Genomic DNA, 26517 nt, shown 5'->3' with positions numbered 1-26517 from the left:
CGCCGTCAGGGGGCCGGCACGTCGGCGACCTGGGCGCGCAGTTCCTCGCCCAGGGCCTTGGCCTGCGGATCGAGGCGCGGGCTGGCGGCCACGCCGCGGCCGAGCAGGCCGTGGACGACGAAGTTGACGGCAAGCAGGTTGGGCAGCTCGTAGCGGTCGATGCGGTACGGCTCCAGGTGGGGGAGCAGCCGCTTGAGGCCCTCCACGGTGAGGGCCTGCGCCAGCCAGCCGTAATGGGCGGGCCGCCGCACCCACACGCCGAGGTTGGCGTTGCCGCCCTTGTCGCCGGAGCGGGCGCCGATCACGGTGCCGAGCGCGGCCCTGACCGTCGGCGGAGCGCCGCCGGGCACGGGCGCGGGCACGGGGCCCCGCGCTTCGCCGGAGGGCGGCCGCGCGGGCTGCTCGTAGGGGACCGCGACGCCGTCGAGGTGGATCACCGGCCGCACCTCGGCGGCCGGGACCAGCACCGGCCAGTAGATCCCGTACGGCGAGGCGTCGCCCGGCGGCGTGAGGCCGTAGAAGCCCGGGAAGGAGGCCAGGCCGGTCTCGACGACCGCGCTGGAGAAGCGCCGCCCCGCCACCGCCTTGTCCGGCGACATCACCGTGATGCGCAGCAGCGGCGGATCGAACGAGACGTCCACCCGCTCGAACGACTCGCGCGGCACCCGCGCCCAGATCGCCTCCTCGGCCAGCCGGGCCTTGGCCTCCTGATCGAGCCCGGTGACCATGAGCGTCATGGTGTTGCGGTAGCCGCCCAGGTGGTTGACGGCGACCTTCAGCGTGTCGGGCGGGGCCTCGCCGCGCACGCCGGAGACGCGCACCCGGTCGGGCCCCTCCTCGGCGAGCTCGATGGTGTCGAAGCGGGCGACCACGTCGGGGCCGAGGTAGCGGGGCGAGCCGATCTCGTACAGGAGCTGGGCGGTGACGGTGCCGACGGAGACGCGGCCCCCGGTGCCGGGGTGCTTGGTGATCACGCTCGACCCGTCGGCGTGCAGCTCGGCGATGGGGAAGCCGCAGTGCGCCAGGTCGGGGACCTCGGTGAAGAACGAGTAGTTGCCGCCGGTCGCCTGGCAGCCGCACTCGAGGATGTGCCCGGCGACCACCGATCCGGCCAGCGCGTCGAGATCGCCGGGCTGCCAGCCGTACCGCCAGATGCCCGGCCCGGTGACCAGGGCGGCGTCGGTGACGCGGCCGGTGATGACGACGTCGGCGCCCGCCTCCAGCGCCGCCGCGATGGGACGGCCGCTGAGGTAGGCGTTGGCGGTCAGGGGGGCGGCGTCGAGCGGCTCGCCGGTGTCGGCGTTGGTGAGGTCGAGGTCGCGCCCCGTCAGGTCGTCGCCCGTGACGCAGGCGATCCTGGCGCCGAGGCCCAGCTTGGCGACCGCCTCGGCGCAGCCCGCCGGGTCGAGGCCGCCCGCGTTGGAGACGACCTTGATGCCGCGCTCCAGGCAGGTGCCGAGCACCTGCTCCATCTGCTTGACGAACGTGGGCGCGTAGCCGGGACGGCCCTTCAGCCGGTTGCCCGCCAGGATCAGCATGGTCAGCTCGGCCAGCCAGTCGCCGGTCAGCACGTCGATGGGGCCGCCCTCGACCATCTCGCGGGCGGCCGACAGGCGGTCGCCGTAGAAGCCGCTGCAGTTGGCGATGATCAGAGGGTCCATTTCGGCGGCCTCTTCTCCATGAAGGCGGCGATGCCCTCCTGGCCTTCGTCGGAGGTGAACCGCTGCGCCGACAACGCGGCCATCTGCCTCATGCCCTCGTCGAAGGAGACCGACGGGAGCTCGCGCAGCAGCCGCTTGGTGATCGCCAGCGCCTCGGGACCGCCCTTGACCAGCATCTCGGCGTAGTGCTGCACGGTGGCGTCGAGCTCCTCCTCGGGGACGGCCCGGTTGATCAGCCCGATCTCCTGGGCGCGCGAGGCGTCGAAGACCTCGCCGGTCATCAGGTATTCGGAGGCGGACCTGGCGTCCAGGCGGCGCAGCACGGGGACGGAGATCATCGCGGGCACGACGCCGAGCCGTACCTCGGAGAAGGCGAACGAGGCGGTCAGCGGGGCGATCGCGAAGTCGCAGGAGGCCACCAGCCCCAGGCCGCCCGCGCGGGCGGTGCCGTTCATCCGGCAGATGACCGGCTTGGGCGACTCCCAGATCAGCGACATGATCTCCGGGAAGGACGCGGTGACCGGCGCGTCCGCGGCGCCGCGCGCCGGCTCGACCCGCTGCTCCTTCAGGTCGGCGCCTGAGCAGAACACCCGGCCCGTGCCGGTCAGGATGATCACGCGGACGGCGGGCTCGGCCAGCGCCCAGTTCAGCCGGTCCTCGAGGTCGGTGAGCAGCCGCACCGACAGCGCGTTGCGGTTGGGGGGCGAGTCGAGGGTGATCGTGGCGATCCCGCCGTCGAGCTGCTTGTGAACCAGGCGTGTCATGCCCTCTCCCCTTCGGAGACGCTTGGGGAGATGACGGCCAGCACGGCTCCCGCCTCGACCTGCCGGCCCTTCTCCACCGCTACCTCGGACACCACGCCGGAGGCGGGGGCCACGATCTGATGCTCCATCTTCATCGCCTCGAGCACGACCACCACCTGACCCGCGTTCACGTGATCGCCCGGCCCGACGTCGACGCGCAGCACGCTACCGGGCATCGGGGCCAGCAGGGAGCCGGGGGCCACCTCGACGACCGGCCGCGGCAGCCGGGGCAGGGCGGTGAGCCGCACGGATCCCAGCGACGAGTCGACGTGCACGGTGTCGCCGTAGGTGGCCACGTGGAAAGTGTGCCGCAGGCTCCCGCTTTCCAAGGTCACCCGGGTCGGCGTGGCGCTGATCACCGTGACGCCCTCGGGCAGCGGGTCGTAGACCGCCTCCGCCTCGGCGAAGCGGGCCGTGCGCGGCTGGGAGCGCACGTTGCGCCAGCCCGCCGGGACGCTCCGCAGGACCGTCGCCCCCGCGCGGTTGGCCGCCGCCCCCGCCAGCGCCGCGGCCAGGGCGGACAGCTCGGTGGGCGGGTCCTTCGGAGGCAGGTGCTGATCGAGGAAGCCGGTGTGGGTGTCGCCCGCGAGGAACGCCTCGCTCTCCAGGACATCGACCAGGAGGTCGCGGTTCGTCGTGATCCCGTGCAGCCTGGCGTCCCTGAGGGCCCTGGCGAGCCTTCTCACGGCCGCCGTACGGCTGGAGCCGTGGGCGATGACCTTGGCGAGCATCGGGTCGTAGAACGTCGTCACCACCGAGCCAGACTCGACGCCCGCGTCGACCCGCACGTCACCCGGGATCTCGAAACGGTGCAGCGGCCCGCTCTGCGGCAGGAAGTCGCGGTCCTCGGCGTACAGGCGCACCTCGACGGCGTGCCCGGAGGGGGACGGCGCGGCCTCCGGCAGGTGCGCGCCCTCGGCGATCTCGAGCTGGAGCGCGACCAGGTCCACCCCGTAGACCAGCTCGGTCACCGGGTGCTCCACCTGCAGGCGGGTGTTCATCTCCAGGAAGGCGATCGTGTCGTCCTTCACCAGGAACTCCACCGTGCCCGCGCCCACGTAGCCGATCTTCCTCGCGGCCCGGTCCGCCGCCTCGAACAACCGCTCCCTGACGGCGTCGGTGATGCCGGGGGAGGGCGCCTCCTCGACGACCTTCTGGTGGCGGCGCTGGATCGAGCACTCCCGCTCGCCCAGGGTCCACACCGTGCCGTGCCCGTCGGCCAGGACCTGCACCTCGATGTGCCTGGCGCGCTCCAGGAGCGGCTCGGCGAAGACCGCGCCGTCGCCGAAGGCCGCCTGCGCCTCCCGCGACGCGGCGGCCATCGCCTCGTCGAGCTCCCGCGCCTCGCGCACGATCCGCATGCCCCGGCCGCCGCCGCCCTTGGCCGCCTTGACCAGCAGGGGGAAGGTCCGCCCGTCGGCGGTCAGCACCGGGACGCCCGCCTCCTGCATGAGCCGCTTGGCCGCCACCTTGTCGCCCATCGCGGCGATGGCCTCGGGCGACGGCCCGACCCAGGTGAGCCCGGCGTCGATGACCGCCTGCGCGAAGGCCGCGTTCTCCGACAGGAACCCGTATCCCGGGTGCACGGCGTCGCATCCGGAATCGCGGCAGGCCCGCAGGATCTCCTCGATCGACAGGTAGGGGGAGGGGCCGCCGAGCCGTACGGCATGGCCGGCCTCGGCCACGTGCGGCGCGTCCGCGTCGGCGTCGGAGAAGACCGCCACCGTCTCGACGCCGAGCGAACGGCAGGTGCGGAAGACACGCCGGGCGATCTCGCCCCGGTTGGCGACCAGCAAACGGGTGATCATGGCCGGAACACTCCAAACCCGGAAGGCGCGGGAAGCGGGGCGCTGTTGACCGCCGACAGGCAGATCCCGAGCACGGTCCGCGTGTCGCGCGGGTCGATGACGCCATCGTCGTAGAGGCGTCCCGACAGGAAGAACGGCAGCGACTCGGCCTCGATCTGCGCCTCGACCATGGCCCGCATCGCCGCGTCGGCCTCCTCGTCGTAGACCTGCCCGCGCGCCTCGGCGGCGGCGCGGCCCACGATCGACAACACCCCGGCCAGCTGGGCGGGCCCCATGACCGCCGACTTGGCGCTGGGCCACGAGAACAGGAAACGCGGATCGTAGGCGCGCCCGCACATGCCGTAGTTGCCCGCGCCGTACGACGCCCCCATCACCACGGTCAGATGCGGCACGGTCGAGTTCGACACCGCGTTGATCATCATCGCGCCGTGCTTGATGATGCCGCGCTGCTCGTAGTCCTTGCCGACCATGTAGCCGGTGGTGTTCTGCAGGAACAGCAGCGGGGTGCGGGTCTGGTTGGCCAGCTGGATGAACTGGGTGGCCTTCTGCGACTCCTCGCTGAACAGCACGCCGCGCGCGTTGGCCAGGATGCCGACCGGGAAACCGTGGATCGACGCCCACCCGGTCACCAGGCTGCTGCCGTACAGCGGCTTGAACTCCTCGAACTCGCTGCCGTCGGTGATGCACAGGATCACCTCGCGCGGGTCGAACGGCCGTCGCAGGTCCTCGGGCACGATGTCGAGCAGGTCGTCGACGGGCAGTACCGGCTCGCGTACGGCACGCGGCCGCGAGCCCAGCTTGCGCCAGTTGAGCGACCTGACGATGGAGCGCCCGATGCGCAGCGCGTCGTGCTCGTCGGCGGCCAGGTGGTCGGCCAGGCCGCTCACCCGCGCGTGCATCTCCGCCCCGCCCAGCGACTCGTCGTCGGACTCCTCGCCCGTGGCCATCTTGACCAGCGGCGGCCCGCCGAGGAACACCTTCGCGCGCTCCTTGACCATCACGACGTGATCGCTCATGCCGGGCACGTAGGCGCCGCCCGCCGTCGAGTTGCCGAAGACGAGGGCGATCGTCGGGATGCCCGCCGCGCTGAGCCTGGTCAGATCGCGGAAGATCCGGCCGCCCGGGATGAAGATCTCCTTCTGGGTGGGCAGGTCCGCGCCGCCCGACTCGACCAGGTTCACGTACGGCAGGCGGTTCTGCAGGGCGATGTCGGCGGCGCGCAGGGTCTTCTTGAGCGTCCACGGATTCGACGCGCCGCCGCGCACGGTCGGGTCGTTGGCGGTGATGAGGCACTCGACGCCCTCGATCACGCCGATGCCCGTCACGACGCTGGCTCCCACCGGGAAGTCACTGCCCCAGGCCGCCAGCGGCGACAACTCCAGGAACGGGGAGTCGGGGTCGATCAGCAGCTCGATGCGCTCGCGCGCGAGCAGCTTGCCGCGCTTGCGGTGCCGTTCGACGTACTTCGGCCCGCCGCCCTGCGTGGCCTTGGCCAGCTCGTCCGAGAGCTCGGCCAGCTTGGCGAGCATCGCCTCCCGATTGCTCACGGCGTCACCTCCGTACTTGACGTGGGCGTCAACCCGATGGCCCGCGCCCAGAGCTTCGTCAGCAACGCCACCGCGGTCTCCTCATCGGCCTGCTCGCCCAGATCCAGCCAGACATGAGCGAAATGCTCCACCATGCCGCCCAGCATGATCGCGGTCAGCCTCGGGTCCAGCGACGGATCGGCCAGACCCTGCTCCTGCAGCCGCCGCAGCCCGTCCGCGCCGCGCCGCACGAACACCTCGCGCACCTCCAGCAGCAGCGCACGAAACCTGTCGTCGCCCGCGGCCGCCTGCTCCAGCATCCGCACCATGCGCGAATTGGCCGCCCAGGCGCGCAGATAGAGGCGGTTGGCCGCCTCGATGCGCGCCTGCGGATCACCCGGCGCCAGCGAACCGACGACGTTCGCGGCGAACATCTCCCCCATCACGGCGCTCGTCACCTCGGTGAACAGCGCCTCCTTGCCGGAGAAGTAGGTGTAGAACGTGCCATGCGACACCCCCGCCCGCGCGCACACGTCATCGACGCGCACGGCGTCGAAACCCTGCTCCTCGAAGGCCGCCCGGCCCGCCTGGATGAGCGCCGACCTGGTCCGCCTGCCGCGGGCGGTCAGCGCCTCCTCCGATCTGACGATCACGTCAACAATCTAGCCCCGGGGCGGCGCCCGGGGAAGTCACCTCTTGGTGGTGCTCGGGCTGGGACTCGGGCTCGGACTCGGCGACCCCGTCGGGCCGGAATCCGGGTCGATCATGTCCTTCTTTTTCTTCTTCGTCGGCGTGGGCGACGGCTTGGCCGTGGTCGGCTTCTGCGTCGGCCGGGGGCGGTAGGTGGGCGCCACCGTGACCGTCGGCGTCTTCGTCGGCTTCTTGGTCTTGGTCGGGCGGATGACGATCGTCTTGGTGGGCGTCGGCGTGGGCGTCGGCTCCTCCTCGGCCACCGGCTCGGCCGACGCCGTGTTCTGCGAGGCCACCAGGCGGGCCGTGGTGTCGGGGGCGTTCAGGCGGAGGAACACCAGCGTGCCCGCCGTCGCCAGGACCACGGTGGCGGCCACGGCGGACAGCGTCAGGACGAGGGTGCGGCGGGGTTTCCCGGCCCGCGAGCGGGCGGTTGCGGCCCGCGTCAGGCCCCGGCTCGGCACGGGCGGCGGGACGGGGGCGGCGTCCTGGGGGTTCAGGGGGGTGGGGCGGGAGGCTTCGGGGGAGAAGGGATTGGCCGCCTGCGGCCCACCGCCGTGGGGTCCGCCGCCGTGCGGTCCGGCGCCGTGGGGGCCCGTCATCGGCTGGGGCGCGGAGAACGGCTGCGGCCCAGCCCACGGCGACGGGCCCGAACCCTGGCCGTGCCCTTGCGCTGGCCCGCCTCCCTGCCCGTGTCCCTGGCCGTGTCCCTGCCCCGGCCCTGGCCCGTACCCATGCCCTGGCATCTGCCCGAACCCCGGCATCTGCCCATGCTCCGGCCCGTGCGAGGGGCCCTGCCCGTGCCCCGGCATCTGCCCGTGCCCCGGCCCCTGGGCAGCTCCCTGGCCGTGTCCCTGTCCCTGGCCAGGGCCCTGGGCCGCGGTGGGCGGCGGCGGTGTGGCCGAGGACGCCACGGGCGGGACCGGGCGCAACACCGGCGCCGGGTCGCTGAGCCTGAACGGCGCCGGCGCGCCGCTCCCCAGCCCCGACGACGGCGGCGCCACCGGCTCGATGGCGGCGGCCGGGATCGGCTGCCCCGTCAACCTCAACACCAGCTGATCAGCCGTAGGCCGCTGCGACGGGTCCTTCGACAGGCACACCGCCACGAGCTCCCGCAGCGCCCCCTCCATCCCCTCCAGCGCGGGCTCCTGATGCAGGATCCGGTTCATCACCGCAGGAATGCTGTCCGATCCGAACGCCGCCTGCCCCGTGGCGGCGAACGTCATCGTCACGCCCCACGCGAACACGTCGGCGACCTCGGAGACCGGCGCCCCGGTGAGCTGCTCGGGGGCGAGGTAGGCGGGCGTGCCCATGGCCAGCCCGGTGGCGGTGCCGCCCGGCGAGTCGAGCTGCCGCGCCACCCCGAAGTCGATCACGACGGGCCCTTCGGGGCCCATGAGCACGTTGGCGGGCTTGAAGTCGCGGTGCAGGATTCCGGCCCGGTGGATGGCGGCCAGCGCAGTAGCCGTACTGATCGCGATCCGTTCGAGTGCCGCGCCACGGCGCGGCCCCTCGTTCTGCACCAGCTCCCGCAGCGAGGGCCCTGGCACGTATTCGCTCACGATGTACGGCCGCGAGCCGTCGAGGTCGGCGTGCAGCACCGGGGCCGTGGAGAATCGCGCCACCCGCTGGGCGACGGCGACCTCGCGCAGGAAGCGTGTACGGGCCTCGGGGTCGGCGACGAGCGCCTGGTGGAGGAGCTTGATCGCCACCTGCTCACCGGAGACGCCGCGGCCGAGGTAGACGACACCCTGCCCGCCCTCGCCCAACCGGGCGACCACGTCGTAGGCGCCCAGGCGCCGCGGATCGCCGGCCGACAACGGCTGGAACTGACTCACCGGTACCCCCTGACCCCGCACACAGTTGGGGCAAAACGGTACCAGTGTGACTGTTGACCCGTCTCAGGCTTGTCGTGTCAAAGCCGTTCTGATCGCCTACGGCGGAGCACGACGACCAGGTCAACCGCCGCCACCAGCGCCAGCACCACGGAAAGAATCGCCGCCGCCACCCAGCCGTTGCTCGCCGCGATCACCGCGCACACGCCGGTGATCACCAGGCCGAACGCCGCCAGCACCAGGCGCAACCCCAGCGCGCTACGCGGGCGCTCCCCGGTCGGGGACAGCCACCCCCACATCCGGTCGGATCGGTTCACGGTCGCTCACCTCTCCGGATTCCTACCCGGCCTCCACCGGGCAAACGGCCACTCGGTCTGCTGCCCGCAGCCCCGGGTAGGCGGCCCCGATCGCGGACCAGGACCAGAAGGAGGCGCTCAGGCCGCTGGTCGACCGCGAGTGTGTACGGCGGCTGATGGAATCGTCCGACCCCGACGCGACCCTGGTGTTCGTACGCGGAGAGTGCCTGGTCCTCCCGGCGGGCGAGATCGACGAGGCCCATCGCGGCCTGATCGTGGGAAGCCGGGAGGAGCTCGCCCGCCTGATGCCCGCGGGCGACCTCACCGACGAGCGCCTGGACCTCCTGGCCCACCGCCTCGACAACGTGGTGCGCGACCTCGGGGCTGAGCCGGGCCCGCCACGGCCTCGGCCGGTCAGCCGCAGTGGCTCCAGCCGCTCTTGAAGCTCTTGCCTGCCCAGGAGCCGCCCCAGATGACGCACGTCTTGGCCGCCGCGAGCCGTACCGGGCCCGCGTAGACCGTGAACGAGCCCGAGTCGGTGGCGGTGGCGCCGCCCTTGACCTGCAGCGTGGCGCTGGCCGACACCTTGGTCGTCGAGACGTACTTCGACAGCGTCACCACGCAGTTCTTGGTGCCGTTGTACAGCAGGTAGACGGTCGCGACGGTGCCCAGAGCGCGTGAGTCGACCACCCGGAATCCGGAGCCGCACACCCCCGTCGCCGTGTGGGGGTTCGGCTTGGGGGCGGCCGTGGTCTTGGTGGGGGTGGGAGTCGGCTTGACCGTCGGCGTCTTGGACGGCGTGGGCGTAGAGCTCTTGGTCGGCGACTTGGAGGGCGTCGGGCTGGGGGACTTGGAGGGGGACTTCGAGGGCGTCTTGGAAGGTGTCCTGGACGGCGTCGGCTTGCGGGTCGGCGTCGGCTTGGTACTCGGCTTGGCGGTCGGGCGGGCGGTGGGCCTGGCGCTGGGCGGGGTGACGGCTCGCTTGGTGGGCTTCGGCGGGGCCAGGGTGATGGTTCCCGACGGCTCGGGGGAGACCGCGGCGGAGTTCGGGTCCGTGGGGTCGGCGGAGCCGTTGGGGCCGCTGGGGTCGGTGCCGTTGGGGTCGCCGGGGTGCTGGCCGCCGGGGTTGCCTCCGGCGGCGCCGCCCTCCGCAGTGGGGCCTCCGGCGGCGACGAGGCCCGCCGCCTGGGAGGTCTGGCCCGCCTGGGTGATCACGATCCCGGCCCCGACGGCGATGGCCAGAGCCGCCGCGCTGGACAGAGCGACCATGAGGCCCCGGCGCTGGGGCTGGGCCTGGCGCCGGCGGGAGGACGCGCGGGTGAGCCCGCCGCGCACCTGGTCACGGTCGGGAACCGCGGGAGGGACGGGGCTGGACGGGGGGACGGGGCCCGGTGCCTGGGGGCCGGGTGATGGGACACCCGATGCCTGGACGCCCGGTGCCTCGGCGCCCGGTGATGGGACGCCGGGCGGGGGGACGTGGCCGTGTTGCGCGCCGTGACGGGCGCCGGGCTCCGTGGCGCCGCTTCCCACCGACCCGGCGCCACGGGAGGCGGGCGCCGAGGGCCCCTGCCGACCGGCCGACGGCGCGGAGGTTGGTTGCGCGGAGGCTGGTTGCGCGGAGGCTGGTTGCGCGGAGGCTGGTTGCGCCGGGGAGTCCGATGGCAAGGGGAACGGCGGCGCGGGGGACGCCGGCGGCACAGACGACGCCGCGGGGGCCGATGGCGCCGCCACCGGCTCGATGGCCGAGGCTGGGATGGGCTGGCCCGTGAGCCGCAGTACCAGCCGGTCCGCCGTGGGTCGCTGGGCGGGATCCTTGGACAGGCACTCGGCCACCAGCCCCAGCAGCGCCCCGTCGAGCCCCTCCAGCGCGGGCTCCTGGTGCAGGATCCGGTTCATCACCGCCGGAATGGTGTCCGACCCGAACGCGGGTTTCCCCGTCGCCGCGAACACCATCGTGATGCCCCACGCGAACACGTCCGCCGCCTCGGAGACGGGGTGCCCGCTGAGCTGCTCGGGGGCGAGGTAGGCGGGGGTGCCGACGCTCATCCCGGTGGCGGTCGTCCCCGGCGAGTCCAGGGCCCGCGCGACCCCGAAGTCGATGACGACGGGTCCTTCGGGGCCCATGAGCACGTTGGCGGGCTTGAAGTCGCGGTGCAGGATCCCGGCCCGGTGGATGGCGGCGAGCGCGGTGGCGGTGCTGATCGCGATGCGCTCCAGGGAGGCGCCGCGCCGTGGCCCCTCGTTCTGCACCAGCTCCCGCAGGGAGGGTCCTGGCACGTATTCGCTCACGATGTACGGCCGGGAGCCGTCGAGGTCGGCGTGCAGCACCGGGGCCGTGGAGAAGCGTGCCACCCGCTGGGCGACGGCGACCTCGCGCAGGAATCGCCCGCGTGCCTCGGGGTCGGCGACCAGGGCCCGGTGCAGCAGCTTGATCGCCACCTGTTCGCCGGTGGCTCCCCGGCCGAGGTAGACGACGCCCTGTCCGCCCTCGCCCAGGCGGGCGACGACGTCGTAGGCGCCCAGCCGCCGTGGATCGTCCGCCGACAGCGGCTGGTACTGCGTCACCCCTGACCCCTCTCGTAAAAGTGGGGCAAAACGCTACCAGAGTGACGATCAGATGGCTTTGCCCGGATTGAGAATGCCGAGCGGATCGAACACCGCCTTGATGCCTTGCTGCACGTCAGCGGCCACGGGACCGGATTCAAGAGAAAGCCAGCGACGCTTCAGCACGCCCACCCCGTGCTCGCCGGTGAGGGTGCCGCCGAATTCGAGCGCCTTGGTGAACACCTCGTCAGCCGCCGCCCACACCTGGGCGGGCGGCTCGGCCGTACCGTGGTCGAAGACGAAGACGGGGTGCAGGTTGCCGTCGCCGGCGTGCGCGACGGTGCAGATCATCACGCCGTGGCGGGCGGCGGCGGCCTCGATGGCCGAGATCATGTCGGGCAGCGCCGAGCGCGGCACGCAGACGTCCTCGACGAGGCAGGCGCCCAGGCGCTCCTTGGCCTGGTAGGCCATGCGGCGCACGGCGATGAGCTCCTCGGCCTCGGCGGGCGTCGACGACACGGCGACGAAGGAGGCGCCGCCGGCCCCGCACAGCTGCCCCATCCTGGTGATCGCCGCCTGGCTGTCGGCGGCGTCGGACTGGCCGATCAGCATCGCCTGGGTGGAGTCCTCCAGGCCGATGTTGCGCCAGTCGTCGATGGCCTTCAGCGTGGCACGGTCCAGCATCTCCATCAGCGACGGCTGGCATCCGGCCGCCATGATCGCCGAGACGGCGGCGGCGGCGTCGCGCAGGGAGCCGAACTCGGCCGCGAACGTCGCGGGAGGCGCCGCGGGCGCGCGGCGCAGCCGTACGGTCGCCGACGTGATCACGCCGAGCGTGCCTTCCGAGCCGACGAACAGGCCGGTCAGGTCGTAGCCGGTCACGCCCTTCATGGTGCGGCGCCCGGTGTTGAGCACCCGCCCGTCGGCCAGGACGACCTCCAGGCCGAGCGCGGAGTCGCGGGTCACGCCGTACTTCACGCAGCGCAGGCCCCCGGCGTTGGTCGCCAGATTTCCGCCGATGGTGGAAATCTCATAGGAGGAGGGATCCGGGGCATACATCAGCCCATGCTCACGCGCGGCCCTGTCCAGATCAGCGGTGATCACTCCGGGTTCCACGACGGCGATCTCGTCGGCGGGCGACAGTTCCGTGATCGCGGTCATCCGGGCCAGCGACAGGATGACCGAGCCCTCGGAGGCCGTCGCGCCCCCGGCCAGCCCGGTGCCCGCGCCGCGCGGCACCACCGGCACCCGGTGCTCGCTCGCCCACCGCATCGTGGTCACCACGTCGTCGCGGGTGCGAGCCAGCACGACGGCCAGAGCCTTGCCGGGTTCCAGGAACGTCCTGTCACGGGCGTAGGAATCGATCACATCGGGATCGGTCAGCAACCGTCCCTCTGGAAGATTTTCGGCAAGTGCGTCAAGTGAGCTCACGGGAGCAACTTTACGGTTTGCGTGGACAGTCCGATCAGACCAGACTTGCCCGGGTGGATACGAGCTGCCCGGTGTGTAAGGGGGACGACCAGGTAGCAGCCGTGCCTGGCGTCGTCGCCGCGGGGACCACGTTCAAGATCGGTCGTGTCCGCATGCCACGCGACCGCGAGGTCGCCGACCTGCCCGCCGTACCCGTCACGCGCAAACACGTGATGAGCCGCACGCAGCTGGCGATCTGGCTGTCGTTCCCGCAACGCCACTACACGCCGTGGGCGCGCAACCAGGGCTACATCATGCTCGGCGTCGCCGCCCTCGTGCACCTGGTCACCTCGCTGGTGCTGGCCATGGCGCGCGAGTCGAGCTGGGGCGAGGTGCTCCTGGCCCCCTTCTGCCTGACCGGCGTCTTCTGGGGCCTCGGGCTGCTGTTCGTGATCGGCTCGTACGGCGCGCAAAAGCGTGACCTGGCCGAGGCGCCCGCCCGCGAGAGGGCCATCGAGGTCTGGGAGAGCCTGCACTACTGCCGCCGCGACAACCTCGTCTACGAACCGGGCGTGGGGGTGACCTTCCACCCCAGCGAGACGCGGCAGTACATCTTCGGCTTCCGCCGGTGAATTGAGCACCCACCTACTCATGCGCACGCCCGGGACGCGACTCATCGTGAGGACGCAGGCGCAATCCCGGAGGAGTGAGCATGAGACAGTCGATCAAGCGCTACGTCCTGGCCCCGGCGGCCGCCGCGGCCCTGCTGACCGTGGCCGTCCCCTCGGCGACAGCGGGCGCGGGCTCGGAGTCGGTGGCCAAGCCCGGCGCGGCGGTGACCACCTTCAACGACCCCAGCTGCTGGAAGAACGTCGTCAACGACGTCAAGGGCGCGGCGACCAAGGCGGGACTGAACGAGTGGTGGCGCACGAAGTACACCTTCGCCGCCTCCAACAGCAGCGTCCAGGTGTTCGTCACCTTCTTCCCGACGGGTGACACCAGCAGCCTGGGCTTCCGCCCGACCGCCTACGCCGTGTACGCCAGCGCGGACACCTCGGACTCGGCCAAGTACTACCGCGACCGGGTCAAGGCCAACATCCTGGCCATTCAGTACATCGACTACTGCTGACGGCGCCGGTGGCCCGGCGCCGCACAGCCGGGCCGTCAGGCGTTGGCCGCCCGCACGCACACGGTCAGTCCGTAGATCGCCTGCTCCAGCTCCTCCAGGTCGGGGAAGGTGGGGGCGATGCGGATGAACCGGTCGTCGGGGTCCTGGCCGTAGGGGTGGGTCGCCCCCGCCGGGGTCAGCGCGATGCCCGCCGCCTTGGCCCTGGCCACCACGTCGGCGGCGTTGGGCACCTCCAGCGTGATGAAGTAGCCGCCGTTGGGCGCGGTCCAGGTGGCCAGGTCGCCCAGCTCCTTGCGCAGGATCTGGTCGACCAGCTCGAACTTGGGCGCCACGATCGCGGCGTGGCCGCGCATGTGGGCCGCGATGCCGTCGGCGTCGCGCAGGAACTCCACGTGGCGCAGCTGGTTGAGCTTGTCGGGCCCGATGGACTGCTTGACCGTGTGCGACAGGAACCACTCCACGTTGGCGGGCGAGGAGCCGAAGAAGGAGATGCCGCTGCCGGCGAGCGTCACCTTCGAGGTGGAGCCGAAGACGAAGGCACGGTCGGCGTTGCCGTACTCCTCGCAGAGCGCGAGCAGGTCGGCGAGCTGGTCGTGCTGGTCGCTCAGGTGGTGGACGGCGTAGGCGTTGTCCCAGAAGACGCGGAAGTCGGCCGCGGCGGCCGGCATGGCGGCCAGGCGGCGCACCACGTCGTCGCTGTAGGTGATGCCCGACGGGTTGCTGTACTTCGGCACGCACCAGATGCCCTTGACGGCCGGGTCGTCGGCGGCCAGGCGCTCGACCACGTCCATGTCGGGGCCCTCGGCGGTCATCGGGACGGCGACCATCTTGATGCCGTAGCGCTCGCAGATGGCGAAGTGCCGGTCGTAGCCGGGCACCGGGCACAGGAACGTGACCTCCTGCTCGGCCCACCGCCTCTCGGCGCCGGGCACCGTGCCGAGCAGCGCGAAGACGATCGTGTCGTGCATGACGGCCAGGCTGGAGTTGCCGCCCACGACCAGCTGGCCGGCGGGCACCTGCAGCGCCGCGGAGAACAGCTCCCTGGTCTCCTTCAGTCCCTGGAGGTCGCCGTAGTTGCGGGCGTCGATCCCGGCGCCCGTCGTGGTGGTCGTGGGGAGTTCGAGCATCGCGTTCGACAGGTCGAGCTGCTGGGCCGAGGGCTTGCCACGGGTCAGGTCGAGCTTCAGGCCACGCTGGACGAGGGCCTCGTAGTCACGCGATGCAGTCATGCAGCAGAGGATAGGAGATTAAGCGCATCGCCTCAGACCATTCCGGAGTGTGGACACCAGCTGTGTCCCCATAAAAGGGGACTAGTCATGAGATCATCTAGCGGGTCAGGCTGGCTCATGCGGGAGTGGGACATGATCAAGATCGCGGTCGTCGACGATCACGATCTCATCCGGCACGGCCTGGAGCACATCCTGCGCGGCACCGGCGAGTTCGAGGTGGTCGCCAGCGGGCGCGACGTGAGCGTGCTGGACGGCAGGGCCGAGCCCGACGTGCTCATCCTCGATCTCTACCTCGGCGTCGACGAGCCGTGCCTGACCGCCATCGCCGAACTGTCGCCGTTGTGCAACGTGCTGGTGATCTCCGCCTCCGCCAAGCCCGACGACCTGGTCAGGGCGATTAGGGCGGGGGCGCGCGGCTACGTGACCAAGAGCGACCCCGCCGAGCTCATGGCCACCGCGCTGCGCACGGTGGCCGCGCGTGGCTTCTACCTGTCGGCGGGACTGGCCGACATCCTGCACGCCCGGCTGGCCGTCCCGGCGCCGGACCCCGGCCCAGAGGTACGGCTCGCGCCCCGCGAGGAGGAGACGCTCGCCTACATCGCGCAGGGTTTCACCTACGACCAGATCGCGCGTCGGATGGGGATCAAGAAGTCGACCGTCGACACCCACATCGAGCGCATCCGGCGCAAGCTCCAGGTCGACAACAAGGCCCAGCTGATCGCCGCCGCCCTGCGGCGGATCGAGCGCGGCAGGTGAACCAGGCGGGCCCAAGCGGACACCGGCAGGTGAACCAGGGGGCCGCGCTGACGAACCGGCAGGACGGTGAGGCGCGCGGGCGCATCGAAACGGCGCTCGCCTGGACCGTCATCCTCTTCCGCGCCGGCGCCTTCGCCGAGGTCATCGCCCTGAACTACGTCGGCGACAGCGGCCTGCGACGGCAGGTGCCCGGCTTCGCTCCGGCTCTGGCCGTGCTCGGCGTCGAGAGCGCGATCGTGGTCGCGCTCGCGTGGCGCCGCAGGAGGGTCCCACCGGCCTGGCTGATCACCGCCGACGCGCTGCTGACCGCGGCGACGGCGATGGCCATGACGCTGATCGCGGGCACGGCGATCAAGGACTCCGGCCCCGACTTCATGCTGCCCTACATGCTGCTGGTCTCCATCGGCATCGGCATGGCCTTCCGCACCCTGCCCGCCGCCCTGGTGGCCACTCTCCCGCTCGTCGTCGCCTACCTGTACATGCAGGCCTGGAGCGGCTTCTCCTGGCTGGGCGCCGTGCCGCACAGCATCGGCTTCTGGGTCGACTCGGGCATCGCCTGGTTCATCGCCGCGCTGCTGCGCCGCAACGCCACCGAGCTCGACGAGACCCGCGAGCAGGTCGCCCGCCTGGCCGCCGAGCAGGAGCGCACCCGCAACGGGCGCATCCTGCACGACCGGGTGCTGCAGACGATGGAGGCGCTGGTCCGCGACGGCTGGCTGGCCGACGAGCGGGTGCGCGGCCACGTCGCCGCGGAGGCGCGGTGGTTGCGCGGCTACGTGCGCGGTGACCACGACAGCTCGGGCAGCAACCTCACGGCCGCGCTGGAGGAGGTCGTCGAGCAGGCCATCCGCGCGGGCCTGACGGTCGACCTCAACGCGGCGGGGCTGCGCGCCGCCGGAGCCGTGCTGCCGGTGGAGACGGTCGAGGCGGTGTCGGGGGCGGTGCGCGAGGCGCTGACGAACGTGCGTAAGCACGCGGGCACCGGGCACGCGGTCGTCAGGGCGCGGGTGCACGACGGTCACGCGGTGGTCGGGGTGCTGGATCACGGCGTCGGGTTCGACCCGGCGGGCCTGAGGCGGGGGGTGGGGCTGAGCGGCTCCATCGAGGGCCGCGTCGCCGACGCGGGCGGCAGCGCCTGCGTCGAGTCGGGTCCCGGCGAGGGCACGCTGGTGGAGCTCCGTGTCCCGCTTTGAATCCCCCTCTATTTCCCGACTGTCACCCGCCTGGCCGTCCGCCGACACTGATCGGCATGAAACGATCTCTCGCTCGCACCGCGGCGATCCTGGTGGCCGCCGCCGGGCTCACGTCCATCGCCCCGTCGTCCGCCGCGGCGGCCTCCGCCCTCTGCTCCGGGTACTCCTGCGACGGCACCTACGCTTCGAGGACCGGCTGCTACGCCGGCTCCTACACCCCCACCAAGTCCGGCACCGCCGTCGTGCGGACCTCGCGCGGCACGCTGCGCATGTTCTACGGCCCCGCGTGCAAGACCAACTGGGCCAGATTCACCCCCAGCAGGCCCGGCGGCTATCGGGTGACGATCGTCCGCGAGCCGGTCGACGACTACGAGGAGACCGGTTACGTCGAGGAGCGCACCGTGAGCGAGGAGGCGATCCCGGCCCTGCGCATCCGCACCCCGCAGGTCTACGCGCCCGTCGCCGAGGCGCTTGCCTGTGTCGAGCATCAGACGGTCAAGGGCAACTGGGTCAGGCTGGGCTGCACGGACTGGATCTGACCTCCGGCGGCACGGGCGGGGGCTCACGACACGTTCCTGTCGAGGAAGTCGCGGGTCAGCCCGACGATCTCGGTGAGGTTCGTCTCCAGGGCCCAGTGGCCTCCGTCCAGCAGGTGCAGTTCGGCCTTGGGCAGGTCGCGCAGGTAGGCGCGGGCGGCGCCCTCGGGCATGTAGCCGTCCTGCGGCCCCCACACGATCAGCGCCGGCGGCTGGTGTTCGCGCAGGTAGGCCTGGTAGCGGGGGAACCACTCCAGGTTCTCCTTCAGCCCTTCCATCAGGCCCACCATCACCTGCCTGCGCACGGGCCGGTCGATCAGCGGCCACGACAGCTTCCACAGGTCGGGGCTGATCAGTTCCACCAGGCGCTCGTCGACCTCGCCCACGAACTCGTGGCGGAAGCCCTCCTCGCTGACCGCGTCGGCCAGCGCCCGCCTGCTGTCGGGTGTGGGGTGCTTCCAGTGTTCGCGCAGCGTGCCGTACTTGGGTCCGAGCTGGTCCTCGTAGATGTCGCCGTTCTGGATGATCAGGGCCGTGATGCGCCCCGGGTCCTTCATGGCCAGCCGCAATCCGATCTGGGAGCCGTAGTCGTGCAGGTAGAGGGCGAACGACGAAAGGCCGAGCCGGGCGGCGAAACGGTCGAGGAAGTCGGCGTATCCCGCGAAGGAGTAGGCGAAGTCGTCCGGGTCCGGAGTGCCGCTGTAGCCGAATCCCGGCAGGTCGGGCGCGATCGTGCGCCAGCGGTCGGCCAGGGCGGGCATGAAGTGGCGGAACTGGAAGGACGAGCTCGGGTAGCCGTGGGGGAGCAGCAGGACGGGCGCGTCGGCCGGCCCTTCCTCGCGGTAGAAGGTGTCGATGCCGTCGATGTCGATGGTGTGGTGCCTCATCCCGCCCGCCTGCCCAGCCTGGAACGCGTGTCACCTAGACTTGACCGATGTGAAGATCGTTCTCGCCGGGGGCTCGGGGGCGCTCGGGCGCAGTCTCGCGGCGGACCTGACCGCGCACGGCCACGAGATCGTGGTGTTGTCGAGGCGCCCGTCGGCGGGCGCCCTACTGTGGGACGGCCGCACGGCCGGAGACTGGGCGCCGGAGCTGCGGGGATCTGTGCTGGTCAACCTCGCGGGCGAGATCGTCGACCGGCCGCCCACCCCGGCCAACGTGGAGCTGCTGACCCGCTCGCGGGTCGAGCCGACCCGCGCGCTGGCCGAGGCCGCCGCCGCGCATCCGCCCGCGTTGTGGCTGCAGCTCAGCACCCTGGCCCTGTACGGCGACGCGGGCGAGCCGGTGCTCGACGAGAGCGCGAAGCCCGCCGACGGGCCGCCTCAGATGGCGGGAGTGGCCGGTGCGTGGGAGCGGGCGGCCCGGGGCGCGCCCTGCGAGAGGCAGGTGATCCTGCGCACGGCGGTCGTGTTCGAGCCCGGCACGCCCGCTCTGCAGCGGCTGGTGAGCCTGACCCGCTGGGGTCTCGGCGGCCGGGTGGGTTCCGGGCGGCAGTGGGTGAGCTGGCTGCACGTCGCCGACTTCCTGGCCGCGGTGCGCTTCCTCATCGACGCGCAGGACCTGTCGGGCGTCGTCCATCTCACCAGCCCGCACCCGGTGCGCAACGCCGAGCTGATGGCGACGTTCCGGCGGGTGCTCGGCAGGCCGCCGTCGCCGCCGACCCCGGAGTTCCTGGTGAAGCTGGGCGCCCGGGTGCTGCGCACCGATCCGGCTCTCGGGCTGACCGGGCGCCGCTGCGTGCCGGGCAGGCTGCTGGAGGCGGGCTTCGAGTTCCGGCACCCGCGGCTGGAGGAGGCCCTGCGCGACCTGCTCACTCGAGGCTGAGCGTGCGTCCCGCCTCGACGGCCTCCTTGACGCTGGCCGCCAGCACGTCCGCGGCGGAGGCGGCCTGGAGGCGGAGCGCGGCCAGGCCGTCGGCGTCGTCGGTCTGGGCCAGCAACGCCAGGTACTTGTCGTTGTTGCGCAGGGCGTCGCGAGCCCGCAGCGCCGCGTCGGCCTCCTCGACCTTGCGCGCGTAGCCCTCCATCGCCCGCACCCGCTCCGCCACGCTGCCGATCGAGCGCTGGAGCGCCTCCTGCTGCGGTCCGAGCACGGCTTCGAGCTCCTGCGTCACCACGCCGCGCCTGGCCTGCCGCTGCTCGGCCTCCAGCTCCGCCTGCGTGCGCACGAGCCTGGCGATCTCCCAGATCTGCTGGGGCAGGACGAGTTCGTTGGCCAGCGGGTCGAGCAGCCCCATCCCGTTGACGCGGGACCCGGTCACGGTCTCGCAGGCCGCGCGGGCCCGCGTCACGTAGGCGCGCGACTCCGTCGGCAGCTTCGCGGCCAGGACGAACCGGTGGGCCGCGGGTGACCTGCCGCGGCCGAGCGCGTCGAGGATCCGCGTCCGGTCGCGCTCGGGAAGCGCGGGGTCGAAGACGACGTCGAGCGCCTCCATGACCAGCGCCCTGGCGCGCGCGAGCCGTTCGTGGTGCTCGCGGTGCACCTTCCCGGCCTTGAAAGCGAACAACGGCGCGCCGACCGCTATGGAAAGGAGCGCGAACATCGGGGACCCGAACGCCGCCGCGATGTTGCCGATGACCACGAGAACCACAAGAAGGGCGACCAGCTGAGCACAGCCGCCTGCTGTGGTCCTGGCCATGGGCGCCCCCGTGCTCGCTCGGCGAAACGGTCAAAGCCTAGTAAACAGCTCCTAGGGGTGGGCAGATCCAGAGATTTCCCGCGATACGGGTTTTCAGCGCGAACCGGTTGGCGTCAAATGGGGAGATCGGGGCGTACTCCAGCACATCGGCGAGCATGGAGGGAGCAGCCGTGACGACGGTTCGTGACACCTCGTTCGACCAGCTCAGGCGGCGGCGCACGGGCACGGTGATCGCCTCCTGGCTGTCGACCACGGATCACAAGGTCATCGGCTACCTCTACCTGATCACGAGCTTCGGCTTCTTCCTCGTGGCAGGGCTGATGGCGATGTTCATCAGGCTCGAACTGGCCCAGCCGGGCATGCAGGTGGTCAGCCAGCAGCAGTACAACGCGCTGTTCACCATGCACGGCACGATCATGCTGCTGCTGTTCGCGACGCCGCTGTTCGCCGGCTTCGCCAACGTCGTGATGCCGCTGCAGATCGGCGCGCCCGACGTGGCCTTCCCCCGGCTCAACGCGGTGGCCTACTGGCTGTTCCTGTTCGGCGGCCTGATGGTGCTGGCGGGCTTCATCACGCCGGGAGGCGCCGCCGACTTCGGCTGGTTCGCCTACACGCCCCTGTCGTCGCAGGTCTACTCGCCCGGCGTCGGCGGCGATCTATGGATCATGGGCCTGGCCATGAGCGGACTGGGCACGATCCTGGGCGCCGTCAACTTCATCACCACGATCATCGGCATGCGCTGCCCGGGCATGACGATGTTCCGCATGCCGCTGTTCACCTGGAACGTCCTGCTCACCAGCATGCTGGTGCTGATGGCCTTCCCGGTGCTGGCCGCCGCGCTGCTGGTGCTGGAGTCGGACCGCAAGCTCGGCACGCAGGTGTTCGCCTCGGAGAACGGCGGGGCGATGCTCTGGCAGCACCTGTTCTGGTTCTTCGGCCATCCCGAGGTCTACATCATCGCTCTGCCGTTCTTCGGCATCATCACCGAGGTCATCCCCGTCTTCAGCCGGAAGCCCATCTTCGGCTACATCGGCCTGGTCGGCGCGACCATCGCGATCGCGGGCCTGTCGATGACGGTGTGGGCGCACCACATGTTCGCCACCGGCCAGGTGCTGCTGCCGTTCTTCGCGTTCATGACGTTCCTCATCGCGGTGCCGACGGGGGTGAAGTTCTTCAACTGGATCGGCACGATGTGGCGAGGCCATCTGAGCTTCGAGACGCCGATGCTGTTCTGCGTCGGCTTCCTCATCACCTTCCTGCTCGGCGGCCTGACCGGCATCATCCTGGCCAGCCCCCCGCTCGACTTCCACCTCAGCGACACCTACTTCGTCGTCGCCCACTTCCACTACGTGGTGTTCGGCACCGTGGTCTTCGCGATGTTCGCCGGCTTCTACTTCTGGTGGCCCAAGATGACCGGCCGCATGCTCGACGACCGGCTCGGCAAGGTGCACTTCTGGACGCTGTTCATCGGCTTCCACACCACCTTCCTCGTGCAGCACTGGCTGGGCAACGCCGGCTTCCCGCGGCGCTACGCCGACTTCAGCGCCGCCGACGGCTTCTCCACGCTCAACCTGGTCTCCTCGATCGGGGCCTTCCTGCTCGGCGCCTCGACGCTGCCCTTCCTCTACAACGTCTGGAGGACGGCCAAGCGCGCGCCCAAGGTGACCCTCGACGACCCGTGGGGCTACGCCAACTCGCTGGAGTGGGCGACCTCCTGCCCGCCGCCGCGCCACAACTTCACCAGCATCCCGCCGATCCGCTCGGAGCGTCCCGCCTTCGACCTGCACTATCCGCGGGAGGCGAGCCAGGCGCAGCCCCGCCAGGTCGACGCGCCCGACGACGACACCAAGGGCCCGGTACCCGACAAAAGCACGTAGTGGAGGCGGTACATGACAGGCACAAAAACGCCCTTCAGCCCGGAGACCGCCCCCTGCGGCAAGAAGTTCGGCGGTGAACGCCTGCTCGACGACGACGGGTACGGCCTGCTGATCCGCGACCAGTTCTTCGAGTGCGGCTGCCGCCGCATCCGCCACGAGTACCACGACGGCAGCATCCACATCGCCGCGATCCGGCACGACGGCAAACGGGTCAAGGACAGCCACTCCGAAGCCGACCACGGGAGCTGACACATGATCGACGTGCTCATCGTCGGGGGCGGTGGCGCCGGGCTGCGTGCCGCCATCGCCGTCGCCGAGTGCGATCCCACCCTGGAGGTGGCGGTCGTCTCGAAGGTCTACCCCATGCGCAGCCACACCGTCTCGGCGGAAGGCGGAGCGGCCGGCGTGATCGGCATCGACGACACCCTCGACGAGCACTGCTACGACACCATCTCCGGCGGCGACTGGCTGTGCGACCAGGACGCGGTGGAGATGTTCATCGCCGAGGCGCCCAAGGAGCTCATCCAGCTGGAGCACTGGGGCTGCCCGTGGTCGCGCGAGCCGGACGGCCGGGTGGCGGTGCGCCCGTTCGGCGGCATGAAGAAGGAACGCACCTGGTACGCGGCCGACAAGACCGGCTTCCACCTGCTGCACACGCTCTTCCAGACGACGCTGAAGTACGGCGAGATCAAGCGGTACGACGAGTGGTACGTCACCCAGCTCGTCGTGGACGACGGCCGGGTGTACGGCGCGGTCGCCGTCGAGATCAGGACCGGCCGCATCGAGACCATCCCCGCCCGCACGGTCATCCTGGCCACCGGCGGCTGCGGCAAGGTCTTCCCCTTCACGACCAACGCCTCGATCAAGACCGGCGACGGCATGGCGCTGGCCTACCGGGCGGGCGCGCCGCTGAAGGACATGGAGTTCGTGCAGTACCACCCCACGGGCCTGCCGTTCACCGGCATCCTGATCACCGAGGCCGCCAGGGCCGAGGGCGGCTGGCTGATCAACAAGGACGGCTACCGCTACCTGCAGGACTACGACCTCGGCACGCCCACTCCGACGCCGCAGCTGCGCAGCATGGAGCTCGGCCCGCGCGACCGCCTCTCGCAGGCGTTCGTGCACGAGCAGCGGCGGGGCCGCACCGTCGAGACCCCGTACGGCCCGGTCGTCTACCTCGATCTGCGGCACCTGGGCGAGGCCAGGATCGACGCCAGGATCCCGTTCGTGCGCGAGCTGTGCCGCAGCTACCAGAACCTCGATCCGGCCACCGACCTCATCCCGGTCCGGCCGGTGGTGCACTACATGATGGGCGGCATCCACACCGACCTCGACGGCGCGACGCCGATCGCCGGGCTGTACGCGGCGGGGGAGACCGCCTGCGTCAGCATCAACGGCGCCAACCGGCTGGGCTCCAACTCGCTGCCGGAGATCCTCGTCTTCGGCAGGCGGGCGGGCGCGGCGGCCGCCGAGTTCGCCAGGAGCCACCGGGAGGCCGAGGCGCCTGCCGTACGGGCGCAGGGCCGTGACGAGGAGCGGCGGCTGACCCACCTGCGCGGCGGCACGAAGAAGGGCGAGCGGATCGCCGACCTGCGCGAGGAGATGCAGCACACCCTGGAGGGCGCGGCCGGGATCTACCGCACCGGCGACGTGCTGGCCAAGGCCGTCGACAGCCTCGCCGAGCTCAGGCAGCGCGCGTCGGAGGCCAGGCTCGACGACTCCAGCACCGCCTTCAACACCGAGTTGCTGAACTGGCTGGAGCTCGGCTGCATGCTCGACATCGCCGAGACCGTCGTGGCCTGCGCGCTCAACCGCACCGAGTCGCGCGGCGCCCACCAGCGCACCGACTTCGAGCAGCGCGACGACTCCGGGTTCCTGGCCCACTCCCTGGTGCACCGCGCGCCCGACGGCTCGCCATCGGTCGGCCTGCTCCCCGTGACGATCACCCGCTGGCCTCCTGGCGAAAGGGTTTACGGACGATGACGGACACCGCGGAGACGATACGGCAGCAGGCCGCCGCCAGGACGATCAGGCTGGAGGTGGCCAGGTACCGGCCGGAGCAGGACGGCGAGCCGGTCTTCCAGAGCTACGACGTGCCCCTCATGGACGACTGGGCGGTACTCGACGGGCTCAACTACGTCAAGGACCGCCTCGACGGCACGCTGTCGTTCCGGTGGTCGTGCCGGATGGGCATCTGCGGCTCGTGCGGCATGAACGTCAACGGCGAGCCGAGGCTGACCTGCGGCACGTTCTTCACGGAGTACGGCGAGGGCCCGATCAGGATCGAGCCGCTGAAGGGCTTCCCCGTCATCCGCGACCTGGTGGTCGACATCGACGACTTCCTGGTCAAGCTCCAGCACGTCAAGCCATGGCTGATCCGCGAGGGCGAGGAGCTGCCGCTGACCGCGGAGTACGCCCAGACGCCTGAGCAGCTGGAGGCCTACAAGCAGTACTCCATGTGCATCAACTGCCTGCTGTGCTATTCGGCCTGCCCGGTCTACGTGCTGGATCCCGACTTCCTCGGCCCGGCGGCGATCGCGCTGGCCCAGCGCTACAACCTCGACTCGCGTGACCAGGGCGACCGCTTCGACCTGCTCAACCTGGACGAGGCGGTGTGGGGCTGCACGTTCGTGGGGGAGTGCACCAAGGTCTGCCCCAAGCACGTCGATCCGGCCGAGGCGATCCAGCGGTACAAGCTGACCGCGGCCATCCGCTCCATCCTGCCGTGGAGCAGGGGATGACGACCTACCACGCCAAGCGCGACCACCTGTGGTTCCTGCGCAACCGCAACTACACCGTCTTCGTCGCCCGCGAGCTGACGAGCGTCTTCGTGGCCTGGACGATCGTCTACCTGATGCTCGTGATCGACGCGGGAGGCCCGCCGTCGTTCGCCGGCGAGCCCTGGATGATCGCGATCAACGTCGTCGCCTTCGCCGCGACCGCCTTCCACGCGATCACCTTCCTCAACCTCGCGCCCAAGGCCACGGTCGTCCGGCTGGACGGCTGGCGGGTGCCCGCCTTCATGATCCAGGGCGGCAACCACTCGGCGTGGCTGGTGGTCTCGGGGATCATCGCCTTCCTCGTCCTCAAGGGGGTGTGATGCAGCGCAAGCGCACCGCCGAGCCGTACCTGTGGCTGTTGTTCAGCGGGGGAGGGGTCGCCGCCGCGTTCTTCCTGCCGGTGCTGATCCTGCTGTTCGGGGTGCTCATGCCCCTGGGCGTGGTCGGCCGGCCCGACGTGGCGGCGCTGACGGGGAACGTGGTCGTACGGCTCGCCATCGTGGTGATCTTCACCCTGTGCCTCTTCCACGCCGCGCACCGCATCCGTTTCACCAGCGAGGAACTGCTCAACCTCGCCAGGATCGACCTGCTGCTCGCGGTCGTCTGTTACGGCGGAGCGCTGGCGGGAGGGGTGTTGACGGCCGTGCTGCTCTTCTAGGTGTACTTGGTCATGGACTTGGTGTCAGTCGGCTGATGGGTGGCTGGCCGGCGAGGGCTGAGTGGGGTCGCTGGGTGTTGTAGTAGGTCACCAGGGGCCGAGGGCGTCGGTGCGGTGCTGGTTGCTGTCATACGGCTGGCGGTAGGCCCATTCGGTGGTCAGGGTGCGGTTGAGGCGTTCGGCTTTGCCGTTGGTCCATGGGCAGTGTGGGCGGGTGAACTTCTGGCGGGCGCCGAGGGCGGCGCAGGCTTGCTGGAAGGCGTGGCTGATGCGGTAGTTCTTGGCGTTGTCGGTCAGGATCCGTTCGATCCGGGTGATGCCGTGGGCGTGGAAGAAGGCGGCGGCGCGGGTGAGGAAGGCGGCGCAGGTCTGGCCTTTCTCGTCGGTCAGAATCTCGATGTAGGCCAGGCGGGTGTGGTCGTCGATGGCGGTGTGCAGGTAGTCGTAGCCGATGCCGCGGCCGCGGGCGGCTTGGTCGCGGCCGTGCGCGCGGTGGCCGCCGCCGTCGGGGATGCGGCCGAGTTTCTTGACGTCCAGGTGGATCAGGTCGCCTGGTGCGGGGTGTTCGTAGCGGTTGGCGCTGTGGCGTACGGCGCGGATCGGGGTGCCGGTCAGCGGGTCGCAGGCGGCCAGCACGGGCACGCCGTGGCGGCGCAGGATGCGGGTGATGGTGCGGGCCGGCACGCCGGTCACGGCTGCGAGCCGGTCAGGTCCGGCGCGCAGGTCGGCGCGGGCGGCCAGCACCCGCTGCTCGGTTTCGGGTGGGGTACGGCGGGGCGAGGAGCGCGGGCCGCTGCGCCGTTCTCGCAGGCCTTCCCAGCCTTCCTGGCGAAATCGAGCGACCCAGCGGTGTCCGCACTGTCGTGATACGCCCAGCTCGGCGGCGACATGGGCGACGGGGCGGCCTTCCTGCACGACACGGCGGACCAGCAGGCATCGGCCGTGGAACGTCAGTCGGGCGTTAGCGTGTGCCATGAAGACCTCCGTGTGTTTGGTGAAGCGGCTAACTCCACTAAGCCCGGAGGTCTTCTATGTGATCAGCTAGCTGCGGCCATGTGTCACCAAGACCTCGGCCAAATACATCTAGGCCACGACGCCTAACCCACCGCTCAGGTGCGCACAAGAGCGGGCTTCATAGCGAACGGGTC

The 26517-nt window shown here is 71.1% G+C and carries 25 protein-coding genes and 1 pseudogene; 13 read left to right on the top strand and 13 right to left on the bottom strand.

Features of this window, described 5'->3' with window-relative positions; all coding sequences use genetic code 11:
* Positions 1 to 5: 5 nt before the first annotated feature.
* The 7 genes from ACIBH1_RS22210 to ACIBH1_RS22180 all read right to left on the bottom strand — a co-directional run bounded on the left by ACIBH1_RS22210 (position 6) and on the right by ACIBH1_RS22180 (position 8640).
* Positions 6 to 1661: an acyclic terpene utilization AtuA family protein gene (locus ACIBH1_RS22210; protein ID WP_397315735.1), complete on the bottom strand. Its 1656-nt coding sequence runs from the start codon at positions 1659 to 1661 to the stop codon at positions 6 to 8.
* Complete coding sequence (locus ACIBH1_RS22205; RefSeq protein ID WP_397315734.1) at positions 1649 to 2425, bottom strand: enoyl-CoA hydratase-related protein; 777 nt, start codon at positions 2423 to 2425, stop codon at positions 1649 to 1651. Before ACIBH1_RS22205 ends, ACIBH1_RS22210 begins: the two co-directional genes overlap by 13 nt.
* Complete coding sequence (locus ACIBH1_RS22200) at positions 2422 to 4272, bottom strand: biotin carboxylase N-terminal domain-containing protein (protein ID WP_397315733.1); 1851 nt, start codon at positions 4270 to 4272, stop codon at positions 2422 to 2424. The genes ACIBH1_RS22205 and ACIBH1_RS22200 overlap by 4 nt, the downstream gene beginning before the upstream one ends.
* Positions 4269 to 5801: an acyl-CoA carboxylase subunit beta gene (locus tag ACIBH1_RS22195; protein WP_397315834.1), complete on the bottom strand. Its 1533-nt coding sequence runs from the start codon at positions 5799 to 5801 to the stop codon at positions 4269 to 4271. The genes ACIBH1_RS22200 and ACIBH1_RS22195 overlap by 4 nt, the downstream gene beginning before the upstream one ends.
* Positions 5802 to 5815: 14 nt before the next feature.
* The gene (locus ACIBH1_RS22190) at positions 5816 to 6451 is read right to left on the bottom strand and encodes a TetR/AcrR family transcriptional regulator (protein ID WP_397315732.1); all 636 of its coding nucleotides are present in this window, start codon (positions 6449 to 6451) and stop codon (positions 5816 to 5818) included.
* A gap of 36 nt (positions 6452 to 6487) precedes the next feature.
* Positions 6488 to 8326 (bottom strand): serine/threonine-protein kinase, encoded by a 1839-nt coding sequence (locus ACIBH1_RS22185; protein ID WP_397315731.1) that lies wholly within the window; start codon positions 8324 to 8326, stop codon positions 6488 to 6490.
* 77 nt (positions 8327 to 8403) lie between these two features.
* Complete coding sequence (locus tag ACIBH1_RS22180; protein WP_397315730.1) at positions 8404 to 8640, bottom strand: DUF6343 family protein; 237 nt, start codon at positions 8638 to 8640, stop codon at positions 8404 to 8406.
* 155 nt (positions 8641 to 8795) lie between these two features.
* Here ACIBH1_RS22180 and ACIBH1_RS22175 point away from each other — a divergent pair, with 155 nt between their 5' ends.
* Positions 8796 to 9062, top strand: coding sequence for a hypothetical protein (locus ACIBH1_RS22175; RefSeq protein ID WP_397315728.1), 267 nt, complete (start codon positions 8796 to 8798; stop codon positions 9060 to 9062).
* Here ACIBH1_RS22175 and ACIBH1_RS22170 read toward each other — a convergent pair.
* Together ACIBH1_RS22170 and ACIBH1_RS22165 are read right to left on the bottom strand one after the other, a co-directional pair.
* Positions 9034 to 11184 (bottom strand): protein kinase, encoded by a 2151-nt coding sequence (locus ACIBH1_RS22170; RefSeq protein WP_397315727.1) that lies wholly within the window; start codon positions 11182 to 11184, stop codon positions 9034 to 9036. The two genes, ACIBH1_RS22175 and ACIBH1_RS22170, sit on opposite strands and share 29 nt — an antisense overlap.
* A gap of 48 nt (positions 11185 to 11232) precedes the next feature.
* A complete protein-coding gene (locus tag ACIBH1_RS22165; protein ID WP_397315726.1) occupies positions 11233 to 12594 on the bottom strand; it encodes an FAD-binding oxidoreductase in 1362 nt (453 codons plus the stop codon).
* 101 nt (positions 12595 to 12695) lie between these two features.
* Between ACIBH1_RS22165 and ACIBH1_RS22160 the strand changes: the two genes are divergently transcribed.
* The gene (locus ACIBH1_RS22160; RefSeq protein WP_397315725.1) at positions 12696 to 13205 is read left to right on the top strand and encodes a hypothetical protein; all 510 of its coding nucleotides are present in this window, start codon (positions 12696 to 12698) and stop codon (positions 13203 to 13205) included.
* 80 nt (positions 13206 to 13285) lie between these two features.
* The gene (locus ACIBH1_RS22155; RefSeq protein ID WP_181613557.1) at positions 13286 to 13702 is read left to right on the top strand and encodes a hypothetical protein; all 417 of its coding nucleotides are present in this window, start codon (positions 13286 to 13288) and stop codon (positions 13700 to 13702) included.
* A 35-nt stretch (positions 13703 to 13737) separates the two neighbouring features.
* Here ACIBH1_RS22155 and ACIBH1_RS22150 read toward each other — a convergent pair whose 3' ends face one another.
* Positions 13738 to 14931: an aminotransferase class I/II-fold pyridoxal phosphate-dependent enzyme gene (locus ACIBH1_RS22150; protein WP_397315724.1), complete on the bottom strand. Its 1194-nt coding sequence runs from the start codon at positions 14929 to 14931 to the stop codon at positions 13738 to 13740.
* A gap of 132 nt (positions 14932 to 15063) precedes the next feature.
* On the opposite strand from ACIBH1_RS22150, the gene ACIBH1_RS22145 reads away from it, so the two are divergent.
* Genes ACIBH1_RS22145 through ACIBH1_RS22135 form a run of 3 tightly spaced genes read left to right on the top strand, consistent with a single transcriptional unit; the run spans position 15064 to position 17419 of the window.
* Complete coding sequence (locus ACIBH1_RS22145) at positions 15064 to 15687, top strand: LuxR C-terminal-related transcriptional regulator (protein ID WP_397315723.1); 624 nt, start codon at positions 15064 to 15066, stop codon at positions 15685 to 15687.
* Between the two features lie 29 nt (positions 15688 to 15716).
* Positions 15717 to 16880 (top strand): sensor histidine kinase, encoded by a 1164-nt coding sequence (locus ACIBH1_RS22140; RefSeq protein ID WP_397315722.1) that lies wholly within the window; start codon positions 15717 to 15719, stop codon positions 16878 to 16880.
* A gap of 56 nt (positions 16881 to 16936) precedes the next feature.
* Positions 16937 to 17419: a hypothetical protein gene (locus ACIBH1_RS22135; RefSeq protein ID WP_397315721.1), complete on the top strand. Its 483-nt coding sequence runs from the start codon at positions 16937 to 16939 to the stop codon at positions 17417 to 17419.
* A gap of 23 nt (positions 17420 to 17442) precedes the next feature.
* Here the strand turns inward: ACIBH1_RS22135 and ACIBH1_RS22130 are convergent, their stop codons facing one another.
* Positions 17443 to 18303: an alpha/beta fold hydrolase gene (locus tag ACIBH1_RS22130; RefSeq protein WP_397315720.1), complete on the bottom strand. Its 861-nt coding sequence runs from the start codon at positions 18301 to 18303 to the stop codon at positions 17443 to 17445.
* 49 nt (positions 18304 to 18352) lie between these two features.
* Between ACIBH1_RS22130 and ACIBH1_RS22125 the strand changes: the two genes are divergently transcribed.
* Complete coding sequence (locus ACIBH1_RS22125; protein ID WP_397315719.1) at positions 18353 to 19240, top strand: TIGR01777 family oxidoreductase; 888 nt, start codon at positions 18353 to 18355, stop codon at positions 19238 to 19240.
* On the opposite strand, the gene ACIBH1_RS22120 is transcribed toward ACIBH1_RS22125, so the two are convergent.
* Positions 19227 to 20054 carry a hypothetical protein gene (locus tag ACIBH1_RS22120; protein WP_397315718.1) on the bottom strand — a complete coding sequence of 276 codons (828 nt, stop codon included), beginning with the start codon at positions 20052 to 20054 and terminating at the stop codon, positions 19227 to 19229. The two genes, ACIBH1_RS22125 and ACIBH1_RS22120, sit on opposite strands and share 14 nt — an antisense overlap.
* Positions 20055 to 20224: 170 nt before the next feature.
* Between ACIBH1_RS22120 and ctaD the strand changes: the two genes are divergently transcribed.
* From ctaD to frdD, 6 genes are read left to right on the top strand one after another with little or no spacing between them, the layout of a single operon-like run.
* Positions 20225 to 21931 (top strand): cytochrome c oxidase subunit I, encoded by a 1707-nt coding sequence (gene ctaD, locus ACIBH1_RS22115; protein WP_397315717.1) that lies wholly within the window; start codon positions 20225 to 20227, stop codon positions 21929 to 21931.
* 12 nt (positions 21932 to 21943) lie between these two features.
* Complete coding sequence (locus ACIBH1_RS22110) at positions 21944 to 22180, top strand: hypothetical protein (RefSeq protein WP_397315715.1); 237 nt, start codon at positions 21944 to 21946, stop codon at positions 22178 to 22180.
* Positions 22181 to 22183: 3 nt separating this feature from the next.
* Complete coding sequence (gene frdA / locus ACIBH1_RS22105) at positions 22184 to 23914, top strand: fumarate reductase (quinol) flavoprotein subunit (protein WP_397315714.1); 1731 nt, start codon at positions 22184 to 22186, stop codon at positions 23912 to 23914.
* A complete protein-coding gene (sdhB, locus tag ACIBH1_RS22100) occupies positions 23911 to 24672 on the top strand; it encodes a succinate dehydrogenase iron-sulfur subunit (RefSeq protein ID WP_397315712.1) in 762 nt (253 codons plus the stop codon). Before frdA ends, sdhB begins: the two co-directional genes overlap by 4 nt.
* Entirely contained in the window at positions 24669 to 25031 is a 363-nt protein-coding gene (locus tag ACIBH1_RS22095) for a hypothetical protein (RefSeq protein WP_397315711.1), read from the top strand. Before sdhB ends, ACIBH1_RS22095 begins: the two co-directional genes overlap by 4 nt.
* Positions 25031 to 25369, top strand: coding sequence for a fumarate reductase subunit FrdD (gene frdD, locus ACIBH1_RS22090; protein WP_397315710.1), 339 nt, complete (start codon positions 25031 to 25033; stop codon positions 25367 to 25369). Before ACIBH1_RS22095 ends, frdD begins: the two co-directional genes overlap by 1 nt.
* A gap of 10 nt (positions 25370 to 25379) precedes the next feature.
* On the opposite strand, the pseudogene ACIBH1_RS22085 reads toward frdD, so the two are convergent.
* Positions 25380 to 26344 (bottom strand): annotated as a pseudogene (locus ACIBH1_RS22085) (IS481 family transposase).
* Positions 26345 to 26517: the final 173 nt, after the last annotated feature.

Source organism: Nonomuraea sp. NPDC050663, from assembly GCF_044456985.1.
Taxonomy (GTDB): Bacteria; Actinomycetota; Actinomycetes; order Streptosporangiales; family Streptosporangiaceae; genus Nonomuraea.
This window is presented reverse-complemented; position numbering and strand designations above follow the sequence as displayed.

Coding starts and splice junctions, on each gene's coding strand:
- ACIBH1_RS22210 (WP_397315735.1), bottom strand. CDS start 1,661: ATGGACCCTCTGATCATCGCCAACTGCAGCGGCTTCTACGGCGACCGC.
- ACIBH1_RS22205 (WP_397315734.1), bottom strand. CDS start 2,425: ATGACACGCCTGGTTCACAAGCAGCTCGACGGCGGGATCGCCACGATC.
- ACIBH1_RS22200 (WP_397315733.1), bottom strand. CDS start 4,272: ATGATCACCCGTTTGCTGGTCGCCAACCGGGGCGAGATCGCCCGGCGT.
- ACIBH1_RS22195 (WP_397315834.1), bottom strand. CDS start 5,801: ATGCTCGCCAAGCTGGCCGAGCTCTCGGACGAGCTGGCCAAGGCCACG.
- ACIBH1_RS22175 (WP_397315728.1), top strand. CDS start 8,796: ATGGAATCGTCCGACCCCGACGCGACCCTGGTGTTCGTACGCGGAGAG.
- ACIBH1_RS22155 (WP_181613557.1), top strand. CDS start 13,286: ATGAGACAGTCGATCAAGCGCTACGTCCTGGCCCCGGCGGCCGCCGCG.
- ACIBH1_RS22150 (WP_397315724.1), bottom strand. CDS start 14,931: ATGACTGCATCGCGTGACTACGAGGCCCTCGTCCAGCGTGGCCTGAAG.
- ACIBH1_RS22145 (WP_397315723.1), top strand. CDS start 15,064: ATGATCAAGATCGCGGTCGTCGACGATCACGATCTCATCCGGCACGGC.
- ACIBH1_RS22135 (WP_397315721.1), top strand. CDS start 16,937: ATGAAACGATCTCTCGCTCGCACCGCGGCGATCCTGGTGGCCGCCGCC.
- ACIBH1_RS22130 (WP_397315720.1), bottom strand. CDS start 18,303: ATGAGGCACCACACCATCGACATCGACGGCATCGACACCTTCTACCGC.
- ACIBH1_RS22120 (WP_397315718.1), bottom strand. CDS start 20,054: ATGGCCAGGACCACAGCAGGCGGCTGTGCTCAGCTGGTCGCCCTTCTT.
- ACIBH1_RS22110 (WP_397315715.1), top strand. CDS start 21,944: ATGACAGGCACAAAAACGCCCTTCAGCCCGGAGACCGCCCCCTGCGGC.
- frdA (WP_397315714.1), top strand. CDS start 22,184: ATGATCGACGTGCTCATCGTCGGGGGCGGTGGCGCCGGGCTGCGTGCC.
- sdhB (WP_397315712.1), top strand. CDS start 23,911: ATGACGGACACCGCGGAGACGATACGGCAGCAGGCCGCCGCCAGGACG.
- ACIBH1_RS22095 (WP_397315711.1), top strand. CDS start 24,669: ATGACGACCTACCACGCCAAGCGCGACCACCTGTGGTTCCTGCGCAAC.
- frdD (WP_397315710.1), top strand. CDS start 25,031: ATGCAGCGCAAGCGCACCGCCGAGCCGTACCTGTGGCTGTTGTTCAGC.